The sequence below is a fragment of the Desulfosporosinus acidiphilus SJ4 genome (genome assembly GCF_000255115.2).
Lineage (GTDB): Bacteria > Bacillota > Desulfitobacteriia > Desulfitobacteriales > Desulfitobacteriaceae > Desulfosporosinus > Desulfosporosinus acidiphilus.
Genome location: NC_018068.1, coordinates 4,801,271 through 4,825,559, shown reverse-complemented (window position 1 = coordinate 4,825,559; position 24,289 = coordinate 4,801,271). Strand labels below are relative to the sequence as shown.

Below are 24,289 nucleotides of genomic sequence, written 5' to 3'. Positions count from 1 at the left end.
TGTGAGGTTATGATGTACTTTTTTCTGACGTTAAATAAAAATGGTGACGTCGGTTACTTCCCCGCTGGAGAGAAGGACAGGTTACCTCCCGGAATTTGCTGTCTGAAAAGACCCTTGCCATTAGGGTTAATTCAAAATGCCCAAGATTGGACCAACAAGAGGAAAAAAGGAAGGTTTTGGGGTTCCGGTTTAAAGGAAAGGCAGTGTGACAGAGTAAAATCGGAGTTGTGCAGATTACTCAATGGTCAAGAATGGAATGTCCCAAAACTTTCAAGTCAAGAGGACTTTGTAACTTCAGACTGTCAATTGGCCTCGTCAATAGATGGCAGGGAGCTTATGTTCCAGGCCTTTGATGAACTTGTTCTGGGCAGACAGCTTTCTTGGGGAGAACTAAAGATCTTAGCTCGTGAGCTAAGGTGTGAAGCGGAGATTATTTTAGCATTTGCCCATCTAAACGTCGAAAGGAATATGGCCGAGTGGGTTCCGGCTGTTGTGCCGCAAGGAAAAGGATGGCAATGCCAACGTTGCGGGGAAAGGAATATTAAAGAATGGCCCAGTTATTATGGCAGAGCGGGAACTTGTCTCAGCTGTAAGACTTTAGGTCCCAGCACATCTCTTGAAGCCTTTTACAGAGATCACCGACCACTTCTCAAGGGTCAGGAAAACGTAAATTTTTATCCACATTGGCCCTTAACTGAAGCTCAGAATCTAGCCAGCGGACAAGTCTTGGCTTTCCTCAATAATTCTGCACAGCCCAAAGCCCTTCTTTGGGCGGCATGCGGCAGCGGAAAAACTGAAGTGTGTTTCCCCTCTGCGGCCCGGGCTCTAGAAGAAGGAAAATCGGTTCTATTTGCGGCGCCCCGTCAAGATGTCATTCATGACGTAGCCCCGAGGTTAAAACGAGATTTTCCCGGGGTTCCGATTCAAGTCTTAACCGGGTCTGTTCCTATTAGATACCAAAGGGGAAATTTGGTCTTAGCAACGACTCATCAAGTTTTGAGATTTTGGCAAGCTTTTGACGTAATTTTCCTTGATGAAATGGATGCTTTCCCTTACCAGGGAAGTGAGGCTTTGGAATGGGGGTTGACTCACGCCTTACGTCCTAAAGGTAAATTAATTTACTTAACCGCCACTCCCTCGTTAGAGGCGTTAAAAGAAGTTCGCCGGGGGAATATGTTGCTAATTCGACTTCCGGCGCGCCATCACCGTTATCCGTTGCCAATTCCTGTTGTCGAGAAGTATCGCAATCCATTCGATCCTAAAAGTAATCTGCTATCTCTAAATAAAGCAAGATTTGAATCGATACGTCAGGCCGGCCGAATCTTAGTTTTTGTACCGAAAATATCTTGGATCCAGCCCTGGGTCAATTGTTTTCGCCGATATTTCCCTGATTGGAAGATTGAGGGGAGCTATAGTTCAGACAAGGAACGTTTTGATAAAATCAGTGACCTAAGACAAGGCAAGTTTGATCTTTTTGTTAGTACGACTATTTTAGAACGAGGTATAACTCTTGAGGGAATACAAGTAGTGGTCCTGGGAGCCGAGCACCCTATATTTGACGAACGGGCCTTGGTCCAAATGGCTGGGCGAGTGGGAAGAACTCGAGAAAATCCGAGTGGAACTATTGTTTTTATGTCTTGTTCGAATTCAACTGCTATGAAAACAGCTATTCAATGGATAAAGGATCAAAATCGATTAGCACTCAAACAAGGGCTAATTGACTTAAGGACGTAAGGGAGACTTTATGAAAAGGTTTTTCGAACAAGGATTAAAACTTATTCAAGCCATATGGTACTCGGAGGAAACCGGATGTGTACTCTGTGGAGGGAATGGTGCTCCAATTTGTGAAAGCTGTACCCGAGACCATCTGCATCCGGAATTAGGACGATGCTTGAGATGCGGTAAATTGATTGCCAGGGAAAAGACACTTTGTTTGGACTGCCAAGAAGGAAGAGGTCCCAAGCACCTTAAACGGGTGATTGCTTGGGGTCATTATAGTGGTTATCTCAAAGAATTGATATTAGATGCAAAATTTGGAGCAAACCCTATGCGTATCGCCAAAATTGGTCCACCGTTTGCAGACTGGGCTATTCATTGGCTCCCACCTGCAGACGGGATTTTAGCCGTCCCGATGCATCCGGCGCGTTTAGCAGAGCGGGGATTTAATCAGGCCGAGGTCATCGTATCACAATTACATTGGGAACTGGGGCTGCCAATTTTTCAAGGGGTGACCAGGATTAAACCGACTCCGCCTCAAGTTTCTCTCTCCCGTCAAGAACGGCTGATCAATGTCAAGGATGCTTTTGTGTTACAGGAACCGGAGCGTTTTCAGGGGCGCAGCGTGTGGTTAGTCGATGATGTCACAACTACGGGAACAACGCTTGATGCAGTTGCAGAAGTTCTGCTTGAAGGCGGTGTAAGCACGGTCTATGGCTTATGTCTAGCGGCCGGGATAGAAAAAATACTTGTGCCCGAGTTTGTTTAGAGTTATAATAACAGATGGATGGGCAGAGCCTGTTACATTTTTTTACGTAAGGGGAATATCTTTCATGGCCTTTGAAGACAAAGAACTAGTATGTAAGGACTGCGGAGCAACTTTCATTTTTACCGCCGGAGAACAAGAATTCTACGCTGAAAAAGGGTTCGAAAATGAACCACAACGTTGCCGCGAATGCCGTAACGCTCGTAAAGCAAGCCGTAATGCACAAGAGGGCAGATCACGTGAAATGTTTACTGTAGTTTGTGCGGATTGCGGAGTGGAAACACAAGTACCTTTCCAACCGACATCCGATCGCCCGGTATATTGCCGCGAGTGCTATCAACATCATCGTCCTGCTCGCGAACAATATTAATTTAAAGCCTTTAGTAATTAATTAAGAGATTACAAGCATTGGTTGACCATGTCGCCCAATGCTTTTTCTTATTTTAGCTGGCAGAATGTGCGCAATTTCGGTCGGATAAGATTTTTAACGAATCGACAAAGTTACCCACAAGTTTCTCATGAGAAAAAGTGCCTTTTTGACACTTATCCACATTATCCACAGTTGGTTGTGTGTAACTTTAAGGTATATCTTATAATTCTGAATTATTTCCGTAAGTTCCAGATGCAATTTCCCGACATTTAGAAGTGTAGTGAAGGGCTTAATATATTATTATCAAAATATGTTAAATTGTAATATAGTTTGAAAATACATTTCATTAACTATGGGACAACAATAGGTGTAACTCGAGAGTTATAGAAATGTTATAGATTAGTTGGAAAAATTTTATTAATTATATACATTAGGGGACAGAAAACATAATAAAATGATCTGAGAAAGGAAAAAAATAGGTATTGAATAAATATGCATGTATATGTATAATTGTAACCACAAGGATAAGCTGCCTGGATGATTACCTAGCTTAGGATATTTATTCAAGGACAGTACGTTAAAAAGGGAGGAACTAAAATGTTTAAACCAAAGTTTCGTGTGATTTTGGCAGGATTACTTAGTCTAAGTTTATTTGCTCTTGCAGGATGTGGCAGCACAAGTACATCTTCAGCAACATCTTCGTCAACTTCAGCTCCTGCACCCGCGGCTGAGAAGGTTCTGAAAGTCGGTTCTGATATTACCTATGCACCGTTTGAATTTATGGATGACAAACAAAAACCAACGGGATTTGATATGGAACTTATTCAAGCTATTGGGAAAGATATCGGATATAAAGTTAACATTGAAACATGTAACTTTGATGGTTTGATCACAGCTCTGCAAGCAGGCAAGTACAATGCCGTCATTTCTGCAATGACAATTACCCCTGATCGCGCGAAGAGCGTAACCTTTAGTGACAAGTACTTTAAATCTATGCAGTATATTGCTATGAAAAAAGGATCCAACTTTAAAACTCTTGAAGATCTAAAAGGGAAAAGAGTAGGGGTTCAGCTCAATACAACTGGCCAATTTGATTGTGAAGCAAAAGGAATTACCCCTAAGAAATATGATACGACTCCGGATGCTCTTAATGACTTGCTCAATGGCGGGGTAGACGCTGTTGTTGCAGATTCACCGGTTGTTCTCTGGTTCCAAGCCCAAAATCCAACGGCTCAAATTGAATCAGTTCCGGCCAATGTTGACCCAGAGTATTATGGAATTGCTATGAAACTGGGAGATAAAGAATTAGCTGACAAAGTCAATGCTTCCTTGAAGAAGCTGATGGATAATGGTACTTACAATGAGATCTATAAAAAATGGTTTAAGAAAGATGCTCCGAAATTCTAGATTTTATTAAGTTTAATTAAATTGTGGATTTGATTCTTGATAATTCAAGAAGAAACTTTACCTAAAGGACATCTTCGAAAATTAAGTGTTCACAAAGGAGAAGGTATATTAAGTGCCTTCTCTTTTGAATTGAAAGTAACCTTTCTTTAAAACCCTATTTAACCAGTATAAATTGTATAAATTGTGTAAATTGTATTCATTGTATAAGTGCCTATTTTTGCTTGTATAAATTTAAGCTAATAGGTATAATTTTAGACAGCGATTGCGGAAATCATAAAAAACTATCAGTTATCTGATTTGCGCTCACTATATTAAAATAAAATTAAGGAGGATTTTTCGTGGGATTGAACTGGAATGCGGCGATTGAGAGCATCCCTGTGTTAAATCGTGCAGCTCTGCTCACACTGGAATTAACAGCCGGGGCCGTTGCCATCGGGGTTGTCATTGGATTAATTATGGCTTTGGGACGGTTGTCTAGTGCGAAAATTCTGCGAGGGGCTGCCATCGCTTACATAGATTTCTTTCGAGGGACCCCTTTGTTGGTCCAAATCTTTTTAGTTTATTTTTTAATTCCTAAACTTCTCCACTGGCAGGAACTCCCTGACAACTATCAATATATAGCGGGTATTGTCGCCATGGGGCTTAATTCAGGGGCATATATTGCGGAGATTTTTAGGGCCGGAATTCAATCCATTGACCGGGGACAAACCGAGGCTGCACGTTCTTTAGGTATGACCCACTCTCAGTCCATGCGTCATGTTATCCTTCCGCAAGCATTCAAACGTGTCATCCCACCTTTAGGAAATGAGTTCATTGCCTTATTGAAAGATTCGTCCTTATTATCAATTATTGCGATTGAAGAACTTTTTTATAGTTCAAAGATTATTGCAGGACGTACGTTCCAACCGATCCCCATGTATATAGCAGCTGCATTGTACTATCTTGTGATGACTCAGTTAATTTCTCAATGGGTTGCGTATATGGAGAGGAGGTTAGGCAAGAATGATTTACGTTAAGAACCTGCATAAATCCTATGGGAAGCTGGAAGTCCTTAAAGGAATAGACTGTCACATTCGCGAAAAAGAGGTTGTCGTAGTCATCGGGCCAAGCGGTTCCGGGAAGAGCACCTTTTTGCGCTGCCTTAATAAGTTAGAGGAACCTACAAAAGGGGAAATCATTATCGATGGCATACCGCTGAATTCCGAGGTAAATGTCAATGCAATTCGCCGTGAAGTAGGAATGGTCTTTCAGCGATTTAACTTGTTTCCCCATATGACAGCGATCCAAAATATTACCTTGGCCCCTGTAATTGTACGAAATATGGATAAAGCTGAGGCAGAAAAAATTGCCATGGAGCTTCTGGCTAAAGTTGGACTTTCCGATAAAGCCAATGAATATCCGGACCGTCTCTCAGGCGGACAGCAGCAACGGGTTGCCATCGCCAGGGCTTTAGCCATGAGACCGAAAGTCATGCTCTTTGACGAGACAACATCAGCCTTAGACCCGGAAATGGTGGGAGAAGTGCTCGCAGTTATGAAAGACCTGGCTCGTGAAGGCATGACCATGGTGGCCGTAACCCATGAGATGGGTTTTGCCCGTGAAGTTGGAGATCGAGTCATTTTCATGGACGAGGGGATTATTATGGAAGAGGGAGAACCTAACGAGGTATTCTCAAATCCTAAAAATCCAAGAACCCAGTCATTTTTAAGTAAAATCCTATAAAATGATTTTATGCGTGTTTAGGCATATACCCGAGGCGCTCCGTTCAGAGGCTTAAAAACGTAAAGATATGTATTAAATATTTTTATGCAGAAGAATAATGCAATGGTACTGAAAATTTGTAGTGCAAAAGAACCGCTTGTTGGCGGTTCTTTTAATATGAATAAATTACATTAGCAGAGCCTAAAGCTAAAGAAGTATTTGTCTTTGGGACTGGCCTCTAATGTTTATGACACTGAGCATAATCATTTCCGCAAAAAACTGCCCTATCACAAGGGTTAGTCTTATCTTCTGGTTTAATTGTAACGTGTCCTATACCAAGATGAGCCAATTTTGTTCAATAGCTCTGAGTAGATTCTGCATTCCCTCTATTTCGATTCCAGAGGGAGTCCCTTCCATTAAATGAAAAATTTACTGTTTGCTTAATAATTCTCCATGCTCCAACTGCGATTAACAGAGCAATCAAAATACTAAGAATAGGGTCAATGATATACCATTTAGTAAAGATTATTATAATGCCCCCGATAATAACCCCACCTGATGCTGCTGCATCGCTGAGCATGTGGAAGACAGCGCTTCTTACATTGATGTTTTTTTATGGCTGCGAAGGCCCCTACTCCCAAAATAGACGTGTGCACATGAAATGTGCCGTCACCCAATCTACGTCCCCCCTCGTTCCCCGGACCCAAGATTGGGACGCAGTATGACAACAGCGTGACGTCTTTTACGTAAGCAGCCCAGCAAACTTCGTGAAAGCGACTGACCCCAGATACGGGGCTGCGCATAGGTCCCCTCTCGCCATCCATGGCTCCGGGGACACTCGGCCATCCATGGCCTTCGGACGTGCGCTGCCGCCATTGCGCCAGGGACGACGGCACAGGATGTGCCTAGTGCAGGGTACGCCAAGGATGGCATAGTACCCTGCTGGCGCATATGGCGGGCACCCCGCTCCCCAAAGCCAGGAGCTTGAACGTTAGTTTGCTCTGCGTCGTAAGACAGAACGATGTGTCATACAAGTCCCACAAGTTCCCGGACGTTTAGACTCCCCCAAACTTGGGTATCCTCCTAAAGGTAAGTGTATCATGGCCCCAAAAAGAGCCATAATAATCAAGGAGGGTGTATTTTTTGTGTTAGGTAAAGTCAAGTGGTTTAACAAGCAGAAAGGTTACGGTTTTATCGAACAAGAGAATGGTCAGGATGTTTTTGTCCATTTTCAATCTGTTGTTGGGGAAGGCTTTCGTACTCTCGAAGAAGGTCAAAATGTGGAGTTTGATATTGTCCATGGCCCTCGGGGGGAACAGGCCTCGAACGTAATGGTTCGATAAGAGAGGTTTTAACCTGTTTAGAGAAGGAATCGTTTTATTTAAAACGATTCTCTCTTTAGGTTAAAACAAAAATATCTTTAATAAAGTTGTAAATCAGCAGGATTTTTCGGAGAAATCGGGAATGTTACATATAGATCAGCTATAAGGGGGTTGAAATATGAATATCATTATTCGTGGTAAACATATTGAACTAACAGACGCATTGAAAGAATATGTCACAAAACGGGTTGGAAAGCTTGAAAAATTTTCTGACGAGTTTATGGATGTTCAAGTTACCTTGCTTGTCGAGAGAGATCGTCATCGTGTTGAGGTAACAGCACCGATCCATGGGATAATTTTACGCGGCGAAGAAGAAACAGAGGATATGTATTCGTCAATCGATATGGTTGTAGAAAAGTTGGAACGTCAAATTGATAAATACCGAACGCGAATTAATAAACGTATGCGTTCCAAAGTTATGAAGGATCATGAGCAACCTGCTACAGCCACCGAAGAGCCGCGGGAGGAAGTTGTAAGACAAAAGAAATTCCCAGTGAAGCCAATGTCTGTTGAAGAGGCTATTATGCAAATGAATCTGATCGGACACACATTCTTCGTATTTACCAATTCTGAAACTCAAGAGATGAACGTAGTTTATCTGCGAAACAGTGGAGACTATGGTCTGCTTCAGCCCCAATTTTAGGAGTTTATCGAGACCTCAAGTAAAATCAGCATACGTTCAAAGAGAAACATCGTAAAGTTTTTATGAAGTGATAAGGTTAATTACCAAGCGCAGGCCCGCTGAGCGGGCCTTTTAATGTGAAGTAAAATTATCCCATTGACAAATCGCCCGCTTCAGTTGCAGTGGGTTCTCTGGAATGTTAAAATTATGAAGACACAAGCAAGATTGAAGAAGGGTGGATATCATGGGGCTTTTAAATTTGTTTGATGATAATGCGCGGGAAATCAGGAAGTATCAGAAACGCGTTGATGTAATTAATAGCCTTGAACCGCAAATCGAGGCGTTAAGTGATGATGAACTGCGAGGAAAGACGACTGAGTTTAAAGAACGCCTAGATAAAGGGGAAAGTTTGGATAACATACTGCCGGAAGCTTTTGCGGTTGTACGTGAGGCGAGCCGGAGGGTTATCGGTCAAAGACACTATGACGTACAGCTTATTGGAGGAATGGTTCTTCATGATGGCCGTATTGCAGAGATGCGTACTGGGGAAGGAAAAACCCTTGTTGCAACCCTGCCGTCCTATCTGAATGCCTTGACAGGGCTGGGAGTCCATGTGGTAACAGTTAACGATTACTTAGCCCGGCGTGACAGCGAGTGGATGGGTCAAATCCATCGTTTTCTGGGTTTAACAGTCGGTCTTGTTGTTCATGGTTTGAATTATGAGGAGCGGCGCAGCAGCTATGGTGCGGATATAACCTATGGGACTAACAATGAGTTCGGTTTTGACTACCTGCGGGATAATATGGTTACACGTCCGGATGGTCTTGTGCAGCGGGATTTAAATTATGCCATTGTTGACGAGGTTGACTCAATCCTGATTGACGAAGCCAGAACCCCCTTAATCATTTCCGGTGAGGCGGACAAGCCGACAGAACTCTATTTCAGAGTGGCTATGGTTATCCCCCGTTTGAAGCCGGAAGAGGATTACAAGGTTATTGAAAAAGAGCATGTTGTTACGCTGACAGAACAAGGGGTAAGCCGAGTAGAGAGTATGTTGGGCGTAGAAAATCTCTATGAAGATATCCATACAGAGTTGGCACATCATGTTAACCAGGCTTTAAAAGCCCATACTCTTTTCAAACGCGATCGCGATTATGTGGTTAAAGACGGGGAAGTTATTATTGTTGATGAATTTACCGGACGGTTGATGTTTGGCCGTCGTTATAGTGAAGGGCTTCATCAAGCGATTGAGGCCAAAGAAGGCGTGAAAGTAGAAAAAGAATCCCAAACATTAGCCACCATCACTTTCCAAAATTACTTTAGGATGTTCAAGAAGCTAGCCGGTATGACGGGAACAGCCATGACCGAAGAACCGGAGTTTCGTAAAATATACAAACTCGATGTGGTAGAAATACCTACTAATAAGCCAGCTATCAGAAAGGACGAGCCTGATGTCATCTATCGCACGGAAAAAGGTAAGTTTCTTGCCGTAGTAGAAGACATCATTGAACGTCATTCAAAGGGTCAGCCCCTTCTGGTCGGAACCGTTTCGGTAGAGAAATCCGAACATCTCAGTGCTATGCTGGAGAGGCGGGGAATCCCACACCAGGTTCTGAATGCCAAATATCATGAAAAAGAAGCCCAGATTGTTTCTCAAGCAGGGCAGCTTGGAATGGTGACCATTGCTACGAATATGGCCGGCCGCGGAACGGATATTATTCTTGGTGAGGGCGTTGCCGAACTCGGCGGACTGCATATCATTGGTACAGAGAGACATGAATCCCGCCGGATCGATAATCAATTGCGAGGTCGGGCAGGACGTCAGGGGGACCCCGGTTCGACTCAGTTTTTTATTTCCTTAGAAGATGATTTGATGCGGATGTTTGGCGCGGAAAACATTATGGGCATTATGGACAAATTGGGGATGGACGATTCCGTACCCATTGCTTCCCGTATGATTTCCCGATCCATAGAGTCTGCTCAGCGCCGCGTCGAAAACCGCAACTTTGATATACGGAAACATGTACTTGATTATGATGATGTCATGAACCAGCAGCGTGAGGTCATATATGGGCAGCGGCGAGCTGTTTTAATGGGTGAAAACCTTAAGGATAACATAACGGATATGCTGGAGAAAGCCGTTAAAAACAGTATTGCTATGTTTAGCGGGGACAGTCCTTTTCCTGAGGAATGGGATTTAGCGAGTTTAGCCGACTATGTTGAGAACTTTTATCTGCCGGGAAACCATTTGGACCCCGAAACACTGGCTGATCTCTCCGGCGAAGAAATCGAAGAACTCCTGCTGGATAAAGCCACAGAACTTTATCAAAAGCGCGAAGATGAGTTCGGCGCAGATCTAATGCGTGAAATCGAGCGTGCCGTTATGCTGCAAGTCGTGGACAGCAAATGGATGGATCACCTCGATGCTATGGATATGCTGCGTGAAGGGATTGGTCTGCGGGCCTATGGTCAAAAGGATCCCTTGGTTGAATTCCGTCGAGAAGGATTTGAGATGTTCCAGGCTATGATCGATTCTATTCAAGACGACATTATTCGCTATGTTCTGAGAGTAACCCCACAAGTTCGAGAAGAGGCTCCAGAGCAGCCGCGCAATGTCACGGAAAACCGCTATGAAGGAGAACCAAGCGCACCGGTCCATACAGGGGATCAGATTGGCAGGAATGACCTCTGCCCTTGTGGAAGCGGGAAAAAATATAAGAAGTGCTGCGGGGCAGAAAAAAAGTAATTTCGGAACCCAAGAAGCCACAGAGACGTTTTAATTAAACCATTATCAGATTTGGAAGGGTGAATTGGCAGTGCTTTCTGATTGGAAAAAGGATCTTGAAACTTTAAATGTGCGCCTGGCAGATTTGAGGGTTTCTCTTTGACGTTACTCAGAGAATCGATAAGATCAGTGCTCTGGAGATAGAATTTCATCGCCCGGATTTATGGGATGATCCGGATCTAGCTCAAAAGATTATGCGAGACTTAGCGTTTCACCAGGGAAAGGTAAAACTCTATGAGGAATTAAAAAAGGACTTAGAAGAAACGGAAACACTTTGGCAGTTAGCGGTGGAAGAAGATGATGTGACTCTTGAGCCGGAAGTCGAACAAGGAATTAAAGCGCTGTTAGATAAATTCGACGCCCTGGAACTGGAACTTCTTTTATCAGGACCCTATGACAGGAACAATGCCATTGTTACTCTCCATGCCGGCGCGGGGGGCACTGAAGCGCAAGATTGGGTGCAAATGCTTTGCCGGATGTATACCCGGTGGGGGGAGCGACACGGATATAAAGTCGAAACGTTGGATTTCTTGCCAGGCGAGGAAGCAGGCATTAAGAGTGCAACCTTGTCCTTTAGCGGCGAAAATGCCTATGGATATGCAAAGTCGGAAAAAGGCGTCCACAGGCTGGTGAGAATTTCTCCTTTTGATGCGTCCGGCCGCCGGCATACTTCCTTTGCTTCCGTCGATGTTATTCCGGAAGTAGCCGAGGATAATCAGGAAATAGCAATAGATCCGGAAGACTTGAAGGTAGATACCTACCGATCCGGTGGGGCCGGAGGGCAACACGTTAACAAGACGGATTCAGCCATACGAATTACTCATATTCCCACGGGCATTGTGGTCCAATGTCAGAGCGAGAGGTCCCAGATTCAAAATCGAGCTTCGGCCATGCGGGTTTTGCAGGCAAAATTATTAGAATTAAAACGTAAAGAACAAGAAAATGAGATTTCGGAACTGCGGGGTGAACAACAAGAGATTGCTTGGGGCAGTCAGATTCGTTCTTATGTCTTTCATCCCTACAGTATGGTAAAGGACCACCGAACGAATGTTGAAACGGGAAACGTGTCCTCTGTGATGGATGGGGAAATCGATTCATTTATTGCCGCCTATCTGCAGAAAACCAAAACGGTTCATTAGATTGACCAATGAACCGTGTTTATTGAGCGAATGTTTGACCACCATACCTGGGTGAGATCTAAAGGAGGGAATCACTTGACCACTGTTGAATTAAAACGGAAAGCGAATCTCATTCGTCAAGACATTATTTCTATGCTGGTACCTGCAAAATCAGGCCATCCCGGGGGAAGCCTATCGGCAGCCGATATTGTGGCAACTCTCTATTTCCAAGAAATGAGAATAAATCCACAAGAACCCAATTGGGCCGATCGAGACCGTTTTGTTTTATCCAAAGGTCATGCGGCACCGGTTCTCTATGCAGCGCTTGCTGAAAAAGGGTATTTCCCCAAGGAGGAACTTCAAGGGCTGCGCCAAACGGGGCGTATGCTGCAGGGACATCCGGATATGAAAAAGACTCCCGGAGTCGATATGTCCTCAGGTTCCTTAGGGCAGGGTCTTTCCGTAGCCAATGGCATCGCTTTAGCAGGAAAGCTTGAGAAGAAAGACTATCATGTTTATGCGCTGCTTGGTGACGGAGAAATGGCTGAAGGACAGATTTGGGAAGCAGCAATGGCTGCTGCACATTATAAGCTGGATAATCTTACGGCCATTTTAGACTTTAACGGTTTGCAGATTGACGGAACGACGGATAGTGTCATGTCAACCGCACCACTAACCGATAAGTGGCGTGCTTTTTGCTGGAATGTCATTGAAGTTGACGGCCATGATATTGAGGCCCTGCAAAAGGCCTTTGCCGAAGCCAAACAAGTTAAAGGAAAACCAACGATTCTCATTGCCAAAACTGTGAAAGGCAAGGGTGTTTCCTTTATGGAAGATCAAGCCGGTTGGCATGGCAATGCACCGAATGCTGAGCAAGCTGAACAGGCCCTCAAAGAATTACGAGAGGAGGGTTTATCCCTTGGCGAATAAAGTTGCAACGCGAGATGCTTATGGCAAAGCTCTTCTGACGTTAGGGAAGGAAAACCCTAATGTAGTTGTTTTAGATGCTGATTTATCAAAGTCGACGAAAACAGCCGAATTTGGCAAGAATTATCCTGAACGTTTCTTTAATATGGGTATAGCTGAAGCGAACCTCTTAGGAACTGCGGCTGGGCTGGCAGTTGGCGGAAAAATCCCCTTTGCAAGCAGTTTTGCCATTTTTGCAACCGGGCGGGCCTTTGAGCAAATTCGCAATTCCATTGCCTATCCAAAATTAAATGTGAAGATTGCGGCAACCCATGCAGGAATTTCCGTCGGAGAAGACGGCGGTTCTCATCAGGCCATAGAAGATGTCGCTATCATGCGGGCCCTCCCTAATATGACGGTTTTGGTCCCTGCTGACGGAGAAGAAACCCGCCAGATGGTCTTAGCAGCTGCTGATTACAAGGGTCCCGTTTATATCCGGATGGGAAGATTAGAAGTGCCTGTGATTTTTGATGAAAACTACCATTTTGAAATTGGCAAGGCTAAGGTTCTTAAAGAGGGAAGCGATGCTGCTATTATGGCTAATGGCTTAATGGTGGCCTGCGCCCTGGAAGCTGCCGAGCTGCTGGCAGCAGAAGGAATTAACGTCAGCGTAGTTAATGTTTCTTCAGTAAAACCTATTGATGAAGAAACCATCCTGCGGGTTGCCAAGGAGACAAGAGCCGTCGTCACCGCCGAAGAACACAATATTATCGGGGGCTTGGGCAGCGCCGTTGCGGAAATACTGGGAGAAAAGCTGCCGACACCCATGGTACGTGTTGGGCTTAAGGATACCTTTGGCGAATCCGGACGTCCTTATGAACTTCTTGAAAAATATGGTCTAACGAAAGAAGACCTCGTTAAAGCCGTTCGCGAAGTGCTGTCCAAAAAGTAATCCGGCTTATAAAGATAAACAAAAAGGGCGTAATAAAACTTAGTGTTTTGTTACGCCCGGTATTTTTCTAGGGGTATATTCTCATCTAAGGTTTCTTGTTTTTAGTAGGAAATACTTTATCTCTTCTGTGGAGGCAGGGCCCCTGCCTGCTCAAAATTCTCTCCGAGCATAAAACTTCAGAGAAGTTCCGGCTGACAAGCTGAGCAAGAAAAGATTTAAAGCTCCGAGATAAATGGCAATTTGCCAATTCGCTTGAGATTGTAACCAGCCGGCTAATCTATGCAAGGCTGTTGATAAAGTTTGCAGCAGTAAACTATGCCCTGTACCGGGGGAGTGAGTAATTAGTCCATATACAAAGGGGATCAAAAAGAAACAGGCAAGGAATACCAACATACCAATCATTCTGGAGCGTAGATATCCTAATTTAAAGTATAGCGGAAAATAAATGGAAACAAGAATGATTAGCGCGGAAAAGGCCCCTAAAATCCCAGGAAGGGTTATTTTTGCTGCGTTGATGGGCATTCCTGTAACTGACACGAGTGTTTGCGCCAAAAGATAAGAGAACAGGCCAATGATCGCGTAAAGAAAGATTGAGAGATATTTAGCTAAAACTATGTCCCTTCGCAAGAGCGGCAGGGAAAGCATCATGATTTCCGATCTGTTTTTATCGTCTTGAGCGCAGGCTTGGGAAATCAGAGTATAGGATACTCCAACTAAAGCGGCGCTCAGGGCTCCTTCTTGAAGGTAGTTAAATGCAAAAAGAGCAAAAAAGCCATAGAAAACTGCCACCCATAAATAGCGTTTTAAAATAAGAAGGTCCTTTTTTACTAAATATAGGACGTTCAGCATGCGGATACCCCCCTTACCGTATAGAGCATAACATCTTCTAAGGTTGGTTTTTCCAAGACTACCTGTTCTTTAAAACTTTGTGGTAAGCTCCTTTTGTCTCGAACAAGCCCTTCAAACCCATATGGATTCGTTTTGAGGCCAATGAATAAGCCTTTCAATTCGTTGGTCAGCAATTCCCGTGCTCCTTTTATTACTCCATAGTTATCTAAGATATCATCTTTAGGAGAACTTAAAACAACCCTGCCCTTGTGAAGAAACGTCACATAATCAGCAATCTTATCCAGGTCGGAAGTCAAATGGGTGGAAAAGAAAACCGATTTCCGCTCATCTTGAATCAGGTTTGTCAGTATTTCTAAAAGCTCATAACGAACCAGAGGATCAAGGCCCGCAGTCGGCTCATCCATGATTAAGAGCTCTGCTTGATGAGAAAGGGCAACGGCCAGGGAAAATTTCATCTTCATTCCTTTGGAAAGTTGTTTTATCTTTTGCTTAGGATTGAGGTTGAAGTCTTTTAAATATCCGGCAAAGGTTTTTGGCTGCCAATTCTTATAAAACGATGCAACGATACGACTCATGTCTTGGATAGTTAGGTCATCATAAAAATGGTTTTCATCGAAAACGAAGCCAAGGCGTTCTTTAAGTTCAAGAGCATGTTTTTGGTGATCAAGCCCGAAAACTTTTATCTCACCGCTGTCCTTATGAAGCAAATTCATAATTAATTTCAGGGTGGTGGTTTTACCGGAACCATTGGGCCCGATAAATCCCATTACATACCCGCGGGGCAGGTTAAAACTGACAGATTGTAAGGAAAAATCTTTAAAACTTTTCGTCAAATTTTGAACGGAAAGGATATCTTCCGTTGAATTCATGGCTTTTCCTCCTTAATAATTTTTAGTTTGGCGAGGGAGCATAGGCCTTGGTGATCAGCTATCCTCATAGAGCAGCTTAAACATATCGAGAAGCTCGTTTCGAGATAAACCTGCGATTTTAGCAGCATTGATAGCTTCAGCAACCTTTTCCTCTACGACACGCAGGCGTTGTTCGCGTAATAATTCTTGATTCTGAGCGGCAACAAACGAACCTTTTCCGGCGACCGTTTCTATATAGCCTTCTCTTTCCAGGTCTTCATAAGCTCTCTTAGTAGTAATCACGCTGATTTGCAATTCTTTTGCTAAGGAGCGGATAGAAGGCAGTGCTTCGGCTTCGGAAAGTTTTCCGGTGAGAATCAGATGCTTTAGTTGCATGACAATTTGCTGATAGATGGGTTCTGAAGAAGAATTTGAAATAATGATGTTCATTGCAAGACGGTCACTTCCTTTTGAGTATTAATGAGCTAAAGAAAACTTAGCTGCGTCCACGAACACGGTCTTTTCACGAATTAGAATCCTTGCAGGCACTGTCCTAGGGCGTATTAACTCTTCATGGAGTATTCAACTGAAAGTTATACGTTCTTTCTTTGAAGGTGCCGCTTGGCGGCATGAGGGTCTGATAGTGTAAACAATGGTGTTGCTTATACTGTATATAAACAGTATATACAGTATAAGCGAAGATGTCAAGATTATGTAAAACCTATCATTGACTAAATTTGCAAACAGGAAAATTGCGAGAGATGTCGAATTAATAAGGGTTATAGAAAAAGGGCGTGGCTCGCGAAAATCAAGGAGGACTGTATGATTCAGTTAAAAAATGTATCCAAGATTTATCCGAATGGTGCCAGGGCCCTCGTAGATGTCAATCTTAATATTGGCAAAGGGGAGTTTGTCTTTCTGGTAGGCCCAAGCGGAGCGGGTAAATCGACTCTGATAAAATTACTCTACCGGGATGAAACTCCGACTCGGGGACAGGTTCAAATCAACGGTAAAAATTTAGTTCGGATGAGAGAACGAGAAGTTCCCTATCTGCGGCGCAGCATAGGGGTAATCTTTCAGGATTTTAAGTTACTGCCCAATAAAACGGTTCATGAAAATGTAGCCTTTGCTCTTGAAGTGATCGGTGTCTCAAAAAGAGAGGTTCGTAACCGCACAAGGAACATGTTGGAACTTGTCGGACTTGCGGGTAAGGAAAAAGCCTTTCCCAATGAATTATCCGGCGGAGAGCAGCAGCGTGTTTGTGTTGCTCGGGCCATAATTAACAATCCCGCCTTATTAGTTGCGGACGAACCGACGGGAAACCTTGACCCGGAGACGGCATGGGGAATTATGGATTTGCTCTTTAACATTAACAAAAGAGGAACCACCATCGTTATGGCCACTCATGCTCGGGCAATTGTTAATAAAATGCAAAAACGAGTCATTGCCATTGAAAATGGCCGAGTTGCGCGGGATGAGGAAATGGGGGGCTACGGCTATGACGTTTAATTTTCCCAGTTATATTCTGCGTGAAACGGGTCATTCGATGAAGCGCAACCCTTGGTTAAGCATTGCTTCCGTTCTAACGGTTATGGTATCGCTGGTTATTTTGGGCTTTTCGGTCTTCTTTTTAGCAAATGCAGCCAATATGGCCCAATCTTTTGAATCTCAACTTGAAATTGCTGCCTTTGTTAAAGATGATGCGACAGCGGACCAAGTCCAAACCCTGCAGGGTCAAATTCAAGGGATGACAGGGGTTGCTTCTGTGACTCTTGTTACAAAGGATCAGGCCTTATCAGATTTCGGAAAGACCATAGGCGGATCCCAGAGCAATCTTGTAACAGATTTGGGAGGAACAAATCCATTCCCGGATAAATTGACGGTAAAAGCTACAAATCCTCAAGATGTAAAGACGTTGGCAGATGCTATACAAGCATTGCCGGAAATTGATACAGTGCGCTATGGACAGGGCTATGTGGATAAACTTCTGGAATTCACCAAATGGCTGAGATGGATTGGCCTCGGTGTGGTAGCTGCCTTTTCCGCGGCTTCCGTTGTGCTTATTTCAATTAATGTTAAAATGAATGTTTTTTCCAAACGGCGGGAAATTCAAATTATGAAGTTAGTGGGGGCAAGTAATAGTTTTGTCCGCTGGCCGTTTCTCATTGAAGGATTAACTCTAGGTCTGCTTGGTGGTGCTCTGGCGGCCTTGATTGTCGGAATGGGCTATAACTGGATGACCATGTATATTCAATCGGCTCTTACGTTCTTGCCTGTCGTTCGCAATCCCCTCCTGTTTCACCAAGTGACAGGCGGCCTTTTACTGGCGGGTATGGCTATGGGGGCTGTGGGCAGCGCTGTGTCTTTGCAAAAATTCCTGCGTTCCTAAACATTGAACGTGTATTGTGCTGAGGACACGTGGCAAAACGTGTTCCTTGGCACGTTTGAGATTTGTGTCTTAGGGGGGAGTAGATGTTCAAGAAAAAAGTGGTCTTAATTACGGCACTGAGTCTTGCTTTGCTTATAGCCTCTAAGGCGCCCTCTCAGGCGAGTGAGCTTTATGACGCAGTGCATGAGCAGCAATCGATCTCCAGTCAAAAGAATCAAGCGCAGAACAAACTGCATCAATTGACCTATACCTCCGATAAATTGAAGGCTCAGCTGGCTCAGTTAGAAACCCAAATTTCTGCTGCCCAGTCACTTTTAGCCGAAAAGCAGCGTGCTTTTAACCAAACCCAAACTCAGGTTCAAGCTGCGCAAAAAGAACTGGATCAAAAACAGCAAGAACTGGCCGACCGCCGTACTGCCCTTGGAAAAAGGGCTCGGGGAATTTACGAAAACGGGCAGATCAGCTATTTCGAATTACTCTTTCAATCTGCAAACCTGAGTGATTTTATCACGAGGATGGAGTATTTCAATAAATTAATTACGAATGACCAAAAGTTATTGACAGATATCCAAGAGCAAAAGGAAAAAATCGCTCAAAAAACTCAGGAACTAACAGTGAAGAGGAATCAAGCCGCTCAACTTCAGGCTCAGGCAGCAAAAGCCAAAACAGACCTGGATGCGAAAAAGGCTCAGCAGCAAACGGCTTTGGAGCAAAATCAGAAAGCCGTTCAAGCTTCTTATGATGAGGTCGAACGCTTACAAACAGAAGCCAATGCTTTAAATGATAAGATTCGCAAATTGCAGGCTGCTCAAGCCGGACGAAACAATGGGAATGGAACCATTTCAACCTGGCCCTTACCGGGGCATTATGAGATTAGTGATCCTTATGGGTGGAGAACTCATCCAATCACCCACAAGCAAAGTTTACATACCGGAACGGATATAATGGCTCCTATGGGGACCGAGATTCACGCTGCAGGAAGTGGCGTTGTTATTATGGCCGGTTGGAATGTTGCCTACGGCAACATGGTTATTATCGATCACGGTCATGGGATTTCTTCTCTTTATGGGCATCAGTCAAAATTGAATGTTACCGAAGGACAATCCGTAGAAGCAAACCAAGTTATCGGCTATGTCGGTTCCACTGGATGGAGCACGGGCCCGCATTTGCATTTTGAGGTTAGGGTCGATGGCAACCCGACAGATCCATTGCAATTTTTCCCCAACTAATGGATAAGCAGTATTTCTGCAAGGGGATAGGCATATAATAGAGCAAGACTTGAGGAAAGGGTTTGACATTGAGTGCAGGAGTGGAATTGGAAAAGAACAGCAAAACATGTTGGAGTTGTCTTACTGATTTTTTGTGTGCTGGTGACAGCAACGGTAGGCGGAATCGTACTCGCCAACGTCGATAACATTGGTCGTCTGGTTCATGTTGCACAACTTATTCACAGCGATTACTTAGAGAATGTTTCGACATCACAATTGGTTGAAGGTGCTACGAAAGGAATTGTGGATATTCTGGGGGATCCGTATTCGACCTATATGAATGCCCAAGAGAATCAAGAACTTTTTCAGATTCTTGATAGCAAATTTGGCGGAGTGGGGATTGTTCTTAGCCTGAAGGATCCAAATAAACTCGTGGTCTTGCGGCCTATTAAAAATTCTCCGGCAAGCAAGGCGGGGATTTTGCCGGGGGATGTTGTGAGCAAGATCAATGATACCGATACGGCCGGTATGGACCAGGACAAAGCCGTAAATTTGATGCGCGGTGATCCGGGAACGAAAGTGGTTTTAGCATTATATCGCGCCAGTACCAACAAAACTTATACGGTGAGCCTGACAAGGGAAAATATAACCGTTCCTACGGTTGATGGAGAAGCACTGCCCGGGCATCCTGATATTGCCTATATTAATATTACTCAATTTTCCACGGATACCGGTACTGAACTTAAAGATACTTTGAACAACATGAATATAAAAAAATACAAAGGTATCGTTCTGGATTTAAGATATAATCACGGCGGTGAACTTAATGCGGCTGTTCAAGTTGCAAGTTATTTTGTTCCTTCCGGACCGGTGGTCTATATTGTAGACAAACAAGGAAACGTAGATACAAAGATGGCCACTGGAACGTATTTAGGAATGCCTTTGGTCGTGCTTGTCAATGAAGAGAGCGCTTCGGCCGCGGAGATTGTCTCCGGCGCTATTAAGGATGAGAAAACGGGGACGTTAGTGGGAGTAAAAACCTTCGGCAAAGGGATCGTCCAAACAATTTTCCCTCTCGATGCGGGGACGAGTGTCAAATTAACCACTGCCAAATATCTTACACCAAATAAGGTCTCGATTAACAAAATTGGGATTGAACCGGACGTAATGGTAGAACTCCCAAAGGGCCAGCAAGCTACACTTTCGCCAACGGATACGAATTTTGATCCTCAGCTTTTAAAAGCAGTTCAAGCATTACAAGGAAAAATGAAGTAAAATATACAACCAAAAGTTATACTTTTTGATAGTATAAAGAAAACGAGGCTGCGGCAACATTTTGTTGCGCAACCTCGTTTTTTATTTTAAACGCCTAGACTACAGTTTAGTTCCTTTTTTATAAATTCACCCTCGAAGTTCTAGCTGCATAGACTACGCTGATATAAAAAACAACGGGGGCTGGATGAAGATGGGAAATAAAACTGGGGTAAGGCATTACTTTGCCGAAGGAATCACCACGCGGGGGTATATTTCTCTGGTGCCTAATATGATGCCGAATTGGCAAAGGGTTTATGTCTTGTTAGGGGGGCTGGGAACAGGTAAATCGACTTTAATTAAAGTTATTGGCCTGGAACTGCTAGATCGGGGGTATGAAATTGATTTTATGCGTTCAGCTCGCGACCCCGATTCTATGGCCGGTTTCATAATGCCTCGTATGGGATTGGCTATGCTGGATGTGATGGAAATTTCGCCGTTTCGTTGGCGTGCTCCGGGTGTGGTGGAAAAGTTTATTGATTTTAACCGCTTTTGTGATGATTATAAGCTCGAGAAGCAGCGTATACATATTTTAAAACTTGAAAATCAGCTTCAATTACTTCAACAGAAGGTAGAGGAAGAATTGGCGGCTGAGCTGAGTTCTTTAATTGTTCCCAGGACTTCCAGAACCGATAAAAGAGAGGACATGTCTTGGATTTTGGGCAATTCCGCCCGGCTAAAAATCAGAAAAGAGAATACTGGGCCTTGGCCACTTGCTGAGAATGCAGTAAAACTGCTGCAAAAGAGTATAATTAATCCCTATTTTTTGCATGGCTTAACCTCAGAAGGATGGTTGAACCTAGCCCCTCATTTTCTTATGGATTTTGATCAGATTCGGCTTGAAGGGGATGAAACCTTAGATGCCTTAGACTGGGTATTAAATGAAGCGCAGCAACTCGGTCAATTAATTGAAATTATCTTACATCCACTAAACCCAGATGAAGTGATTGGGATTGTTTTTCCAGAAAGACATCTGGCCATATGGCAGGGTAATCCGGATAACTTAGTTGATCAGGGCTTAGAACGACCCTTTGGGGAAAAGCTAATTGAAACTATCTCCTCTTGGCAAAACCATAGATCTCAGCTTAAAGCCATTTATACAGAATCTGTAGACTTTGGGAAGTTAGATGAATACCGGGAAATTCTTCTTAATACAATTTTGGGAGATTTGAAATTAAATGGATTAAACTAAAATGCTTTGAGAACCTAGCCAAAAATGGAGGGGTCAACGAGATATTCACCAATCTCCGAAATGAGACGTTCAAGGTCACTTTCCTTGAGGGTAAAGCGGTCTAGAATTTCTTGCTCAAGAGGGTTAAAAAAACTGTCCACCCCACCACCTGTGCCGAGCAAATTAGCTAAGCCATTCGCAATGTGAATAACAGACGCTAAATCAATGAAGTTGTGGGCTTTCAAAGGAGAATGGTGGTAGGAAATACCTTCCACAAGGTCGTCTGGCAGGTTCCAGTTAATTGCTAAGTATCCGCCCACCGTAGCATGGTCATAGCCAATAACTTTTTCCTCAAGTTCAACATAGGAAAGTGATGTTTCCTGGACTTTTTGCAAAAGGATGGTATTAACTTCCTGAATATAAATGGAGATGACTAATTTACCGATATCGTGGAGCAAACCTGCGGTGAAAGCAACTTCTCCAAAGGGAAGCCTTAAATGCTGACATAATCGTTTGGCTGCCATAGCCGTTAACATAGAATGCTTCCAGAGGCCCTCCTGTTCAATTTCATAGCCAATGAGGGGCGTTTTAAGTATAGGAGCAACGGCTGAAGCCATGGCTAATCCTTGAGTCGCCTGAAAACCTAACATTACGATGGCTTCTTGGAGTGATGAAATGCGTCGGGCATATCCGTAATAGGCAGAATTGGCTTGCTTCAACATCCCGGCGGCAAGCGCAGGGTCTTGTGAAATTACGGTTTCAAGCTCTTTAACTGTAGTCGTAGGATCTTTTGTTAAGGTTACAACTTTTACGGCAGCAGTAGGCAGAGGGGGAAGAGTATTAACACGAGTGAGAATGTGTTCCAATTTGACCGGCAATTTTAACCCTCCTTAAAATCATTGGGAGCGTCGTCAGACTTGAATGAACTCATGGTTTGAAAAAGAATCATTATAATGTTATAACTAAAGACTTCAACATACAATGAGTCGCTTGAACTATTTAAACAAACTGCATTATTTTATACGACAAGGGAAGACTAATGACAAAATTAGGAGTTCGAAAGGAGCGTTTCCATGACATACAGAAAGCGAACCCTAGTTGTTTTCATTGGTTTATGTTTATGTCTTAGTTTAACCATAAGTGGCTGTGGTCTTCAAGCCCTTTTAGGCAACAAAAACAAAACTTCTTCTGCAGGTAATAATTCTAAACCTCCGATAATTGCAGTGTCTTTAGATGAAAAAGACCCAAATAAATTGCTGATCACCAAAGGCATTGACGATTTAGCGAAGAAGGGGAATGTCAAAGTCAAATACCTCGATTCAAGTCAAGCGGTGGATGATTCAGCCTTGAAAGGGGCTAAAGTCTTAATCTATCAGGGAGGAAATGCGAATCTTTTAAAGAACGCCCAGACAAATAAAGTGCCAGTCCTAGCATTAAACCAAGTTCCGGCGGGCGCTAATCTTGCAGGCATAGTAACGTCAGATCAGGAAAAGACAGGGGAACTGATGGCTCAGTCCTTAGTCAGCAAAGTTTCAGACGGGCAAGTCATCATTTTGCAGGGAGATCCCAGTGAGACGGGATCTCAAGAACTTCTTGCCGGGAACAAAGCGGTTCTCAGTAAATATCCTAAAATATCCATTCAAACGATTGCCAGTCCACAGGGAGCGGAATCAACAGTTAAGCAAAGCTTAAACGACTTTTTACAAAAGAATCCTGGGAAAGTGCAAGGGATTTTAGCCCCTACGGCTCAATTGTCGGGAATGGCAAGTGATGTTTTAAAACAATTGCAATTGGATAAGAAGGTTTTGCTGATTGGGGGGCAGGCAAGTATTTCTTCCCTTGACCGAATGGCCAGCGGATCTCAAACCAGCGATGTGGACACATCTCCGTATCTTCAGGGGGCAAACGCCTTCCAGTGGGCTCAGAAGGTTATTGATAAAGAGCCTCTTGATCTTAGTGATTCAATTACCAGTGAACAGGGAGATATTCCCGCTAAGATCATTCAAGTTAAGGCGGTTACCCCTGATAATCTTGCGGTAATTCAAAAAAGTTATGTTAAAACGATGCAAAGCGCACAACAAGACCAGAAAAAACAGACTTCAAAAGCACAAACTCAGAGTAAGGAACAGGGAGACAGTAAAAATCAGGGAGACAGTAAAGACAAACAAGGGAGTAAACAGAGTGCAAGCGGCAGCAGTGATCAAGCCCAGACGTCAGGAAATGTTCCGCCAGGGGTTGCTAAAGTTACAGAAACAGTTAAGACGGAAACTACAAGAGAATATCTAGATTCGCAAGGGAAAGTCATAGGGACGGAGAAGACGACGAACCAACAAGTTAAGACGGTGCCTCCGGAAATGCTGCAAACGGAAGGGAAAGATCAGTCATCCCAAGGTCAGTCTAAAGACCAAGGAAGCCAATCTTCACAAGACAAAAGCGGCGGTGGCGGTGACAGCGGAGGATAATAAAAGGCTATACAGGGAAGAGACGAAAATCCTTATCCTTTCGTCTCTTCCCTAAGATTTTGACAACCGTTACCCAATGGAATAAAAAGGTATTCTGAGACTGCAATTAAGAGGGCTGATATTGTTGAATATGCATCTCCTAAGATGTAAAATGAACTTAGAAAGATTATAATTATTACCCAAAATGAAGTTTTTATCAAATTGTAAGACTCCCACTACTTCCATAAGTGGGAGTGGTTCACGTTCTCTGCCTCTGTGTGGATAGAGTCCTTCGCCGAGGCCCCGATGTTCAGCTTTGGCTGAACGAGTTCACATAGTGTTTATTT

The 24,289-nt window shown here is 43.7% G+C and carries 24 protein-coding genes; 18 read left to right on the top strand and 6 right to left on the bottom strand.

Features of this window, described 5'->3' with window-relative positions:
- Positions 1 to 9: 9 nt before the first annotated feature.
- The 6 genes from DESACI_RS21990 (at position 10) to DESACI_RS21965 (ending at position 5,981) form a co-directional block, all read left to right on the top strand.
- Entirely contained in the window at positions 10 to 1,734 is a 1,725-nt protein-coding gene (locus DESACI_RS21990) for a DEAD/DEAH box helicase family protein (RefSeq protein WP_242833106.1), read from the top strand.
- 10 nt (positions 1,735 to 1,744) lie between these two features.
- Positions 1,745 to 2,485, top strand: a complete 741-nt coding sequence (locus DESACI_RS21985) for a ComF family protein (RefSeq protein WP_014829427.1) — start codon at positions 1,745 to 1,747, stop codon at positions 2,483 to 2,485.
- Positions 2,486 to 2,549: 64 nt separating this feature from the next.
- Positions 2,550 to 2,852 (top strand): zinc-ribbon domain containing protein, encoded by a 303-nt coding sequence (locus tag DESACI_RS21980; RefSeq protein WP_014829426.1) that lies wholly within the window; start codon positions 2,550 to 2,552, stop codon positions 2,850 to 2,852.
- Between the two features lie 597 nt (positions 2,853 to 3,449).
- Positions 3,450 to 4,259 carry a basic amino acid ABC transporter substrate-binding protein gene (locus tag DESACI_RS21975; protein ID WP_014829425.1) on the top strand — a complete coding sequence of 270 codons (810 nt, stop codon included), beginning with the start codon at positions 3,450 to 3,452 and terminating at the stop codon, positions 4,257 to 4,259.
- 338 nt (positions 4,260 to 4,597) lie between these two features.
- A complete protein-coding gene (locus DESACI_RS21970) occupies positions 4,598 to 5,275 on the top strand; it encodes an amino acid ABC transporter permease (RefSeq protein ID WP_014829424.1) in 678 nt (225 codons plus the stop codon).
- A complete protein-coding gene (locus DESACI_RS21965) occupies positions 5,262 to 5,981 on the top strand; it encodes an amino acid ABC transporter ATP-binding protein (protein WP_014829423.1) in 720 nt (239 codons plus the stop codon). The genes DESACI_RS21970 and DESACI_RS21965 overlap by 14 nt, the downstream gene beginning before the upstream one ends.
- A gap of 334 nt (positions 5,982 to 6,315) precedes the next feature.
- Here the strand turns inward: DESACI_RS21965 and DESACI_RS25860 are convergent, their stop codons facing one another.
- Together DESACI_RS25860 and DESACI_RS24370 are read right to left on the bottom strand one after the other, a co-directional pair.
- A complete protein-coding gene (locus tag DESACI_RS25860) occupies positions 6,316 to 6,567 on the bottom strand; it encodes a cation efflux transmembrane domain-containing protein (protein WP_427846758.1) in 252 nt (83 codons plus the stop codon).
- 71 nt (positions 6,568 to 6,638) lie between these two features.
- Complete coding sequence (locus tag DESACI_RS24370; protein ID WP_148271360.1) at positions 6,639 to 6,911, bottom strand: hypothetical protein; 273 nt, start codon at positions 6,909 to 6,911, stop codon at positions 6,639 to 6,641.
- 194 nt (positions 6,912 to 7,105) lie between these two features.
- Here DESACI_RS24370 and DESACI_RS21955 point away from each other — a divergent pair, with 194 nt between their 5' ends.
- The 6 genes from DESACI_RS21955 (at position 7,106) to DESACI_RS21930 (ending at position 13,725) form a co-directional block, all read left to right on the top strand.
- Positions 7,106 to 7,303: a cold shock domain-containing protein gene (locus DESACI_RS21955; RefSeq protein WP_014829422.1), complete on the top strand. Its 198-nt coding sequence runs from the start codon at positions 7,106 to 7,108 to the stop codon at positions 7,301 to 7,303.
- A gap of 157 nt (positions 7,304 to 7,460) precedes the next feature.
- Positions 7,461 to 7,985 carry a ribosome hibernation-promoting factor, HPF/YfiA family gene (gene hpf / locus DESACI_RS21950; protein WP_014829421.1) on the top strand — a complete coding sequence of 175 codons (525 nt, stop codon included), beginning with the start codon at positions 7,461 to 7,463 and terminating at the stop codon, positions 7,983 to 7,985.
- Positions 7,986 to 8,208: 223 nt separating this feature from the next.
- Positions 8,209 to 10,710: a preprotein translocase subunit SecA gene (gene secA, locus DESACI_RS21945; RefSeq protein WP_014829420.1), complete on the top strand. Its 2,502-nt coding sequence runs from the start codon at positions 8,209 to 8,211 to the stop codon at positions 10,708 to 10,710.
- A gap of 70 nt (positions 10,711 to 10,780) precedes the next feature.
- Positions 10,781 to 11,888 (top strand): peptide chain release factor 2 gene (gene prfB, locus DESACI_RS21940; protein ID WP_179943923.1). Its coding sequence is split into 2 segments (ribosomal slippage): positions 10,781 to 10,849 and positions 10,851 to 11,888, totalling 1,107 coding nucleotides; the frame shifts between segments, so codons are not numbered across the junction.
- 75 nt (positions 11,889 to 11,963) lie between these two features.
- Positions 11,964 to 12,797 (top strand): transketolase, encoded by an 834-nt coding sequence (locus DESACI_RS21935; protein ID WP_014829419.1) that lies wholly within the window; start codon positions 11,964 to 11,966, stop codon positions 12,795 to 12,797.
- Positions 12,787 to 13,725 (top strand): transketolase family protein, encoded by a 939-nt coding sequence (locus tag DESACI_RS21930; RefSeq protein WP_014829418.1) that lies wholly within the window; start codon positions 12,787 to 12,789, stop codon positions 13,723 to 13,725. Before DESACI_RS21935 ends, DESACI_RS21930 begins: the two co-directional genes overlap by 11 nt.
- A 150-nt stretch (positions 13,726 to 13,875) precedes the next feature.
- Here the strand turns inward: DESACI_RS21930 and DESACI_RS21925 are convergent, their stop codons facing one another.
- From DESACI_RS21925 to DESACI_RS21915, 3 genes are read right to left on the bottom strand one after another with little or no spacing between them, the layout of a single operon-like run.
- Positions 13,876 to 14,574, bottom strand: coding sequence for an ABC-2 transporter permease (locus tag DESACI_RS21925; RefSeq protein WP_014829417.1), 699 nt, complete (start codon positions 14,572 to 14,574; stop codon positions 13,876 to 13,878).
- On the bottom strand, positions 14,568 to 15,443 hold the full coding sequence (locus DESACI_RS21920; protein ID WP_014829416.1) for an ABC transporter ATP-binding protein: 876 nt from the start codon (positions 15,441 to 15,443) through the stop codon (positions 14,568 to 14,570). The genes DESACI_RS21925 and DESACI_RS21920 overlap by 7 nt, the downstream gene beginning before the upstream one ends.
- 54 nt (positions 15,444 to 15,497) lie before the next feature.
- Complete coding sequence (locus DESACI_RS21915) at positions 15,498 to 15,872, bottom strand: GntR family transcriptional regulator (protein ID WP_014829415.1); 375 nt, start codon at positions 15,870 to 15,872, stop codon at positions 15,498 to 15,500.
- A 372-nt stretch (positions 15,873 to 16,244) separates the two neighbouring features.
- Between DESACI_RS21915 and ftsE the strand changes: the two genes are divergently transcribed.
- The 5 genes from ftsE (at position 16,245) to DESACI_RS21890 (ending at position 21,522) form a co-directional block, all read left to right on the top strand.
- On the top strand, positions 16,245 to 16,931 hold the full coding sequence (gene ftsE, locus DESACI_RS21910; RefSeq protein WP_014829414.1) for a cell division ATP-binding protein FtsE: 687 nt from the start codon (positions 16,245 to 16,247) through the stop codon (positions 16,929 to 16,931).
- On the top strand, positions 16,921 to 17,811 hold the full coding sequence (ftsX, locus tag DESACI_RS21905) for a permease-like cell division protein FtsX (protein ID WP_014829413.1): 891 nt from the start codon (positions 16,921 to 16,923) through the stop codon (positions 17,809 to 17,811). Before ftsE ends, ftsX begins: the two co-directional genes overlap by 11 nt.
- 83 nt (positions 17,812 to 17,894) lie before the next feature.
- Complete coding sequence (locus tag DESACI_RS21900; protein WP_014829412.1) at positions 17,895 to 19,040, top strand: murein hydrolase activator EnvC family protein; 1,146 nt, start codon at positions 17,895 to 17,897, stop codon at positions 19,038 to 19,040.
- A gap of 72 nt (positions 19,041 to 19,112) precedes the next feature.
- The gene (locus DESACI_RS21895) at positions 19,113 to 20,294 is read left to right on the top strand and encodes a S41 family peptidase (protein ID WP_014829411.1); all 1,182 of its coding nucleotides are present in this window, start codon (positions 19,113 to 19,115) and stop codon (positions 20,292 to 20,294) included.
- Positions 20,295 to 20,484: 190 nt separating this feature from the next.
- A complete protein-coding gene (locus tag DESACI_RS21890) occupies positions 20,485 to 21,522 on the top strand; it encodes a hypothetical protein (protein ID WP_014829410.1) in 1,038 nt (345 codons plus the stop codon).
- 14 nt (positions 21,523 to 21,536) lie between these two features.
- Here DESACI_RS21890 and DESACI_RS21885 read toward each other — a convergent pair whose 3' ends face one another.
- On the bottom strand, positions 21,537 to 22,379 hold the full coding sequence (locus tag DESACI_RS21885; protein WP_014829409.1) for an HDOD domain-containing protein: 843 nt from the start codon (positions 22,377 to 22,379) through the stop codon (positions 21,537 to 21,539).
- A gap of 195 nt (positions 22,380 to 22,574) precedes the next feature.
- Here DESACI_RS21885 and DESACI_RS21880 point away from each other — a divergent pair, with 195 nt between their 5' ends.
- Complete coding sequence (locus DESACI_RS21880) at positions 22,575 to 23,963, top strand: sugar ABC transporter substrate-binding protein (RefSeq protein WP_014829408.1); 1,389 nt, start codon at positions 22,575 to 22,577, stop codon at positions 23,961 to 23,963.
- The last annotated feature ends 326 nt before the right edge of the window (positions 23,964 to 24,289 follow it).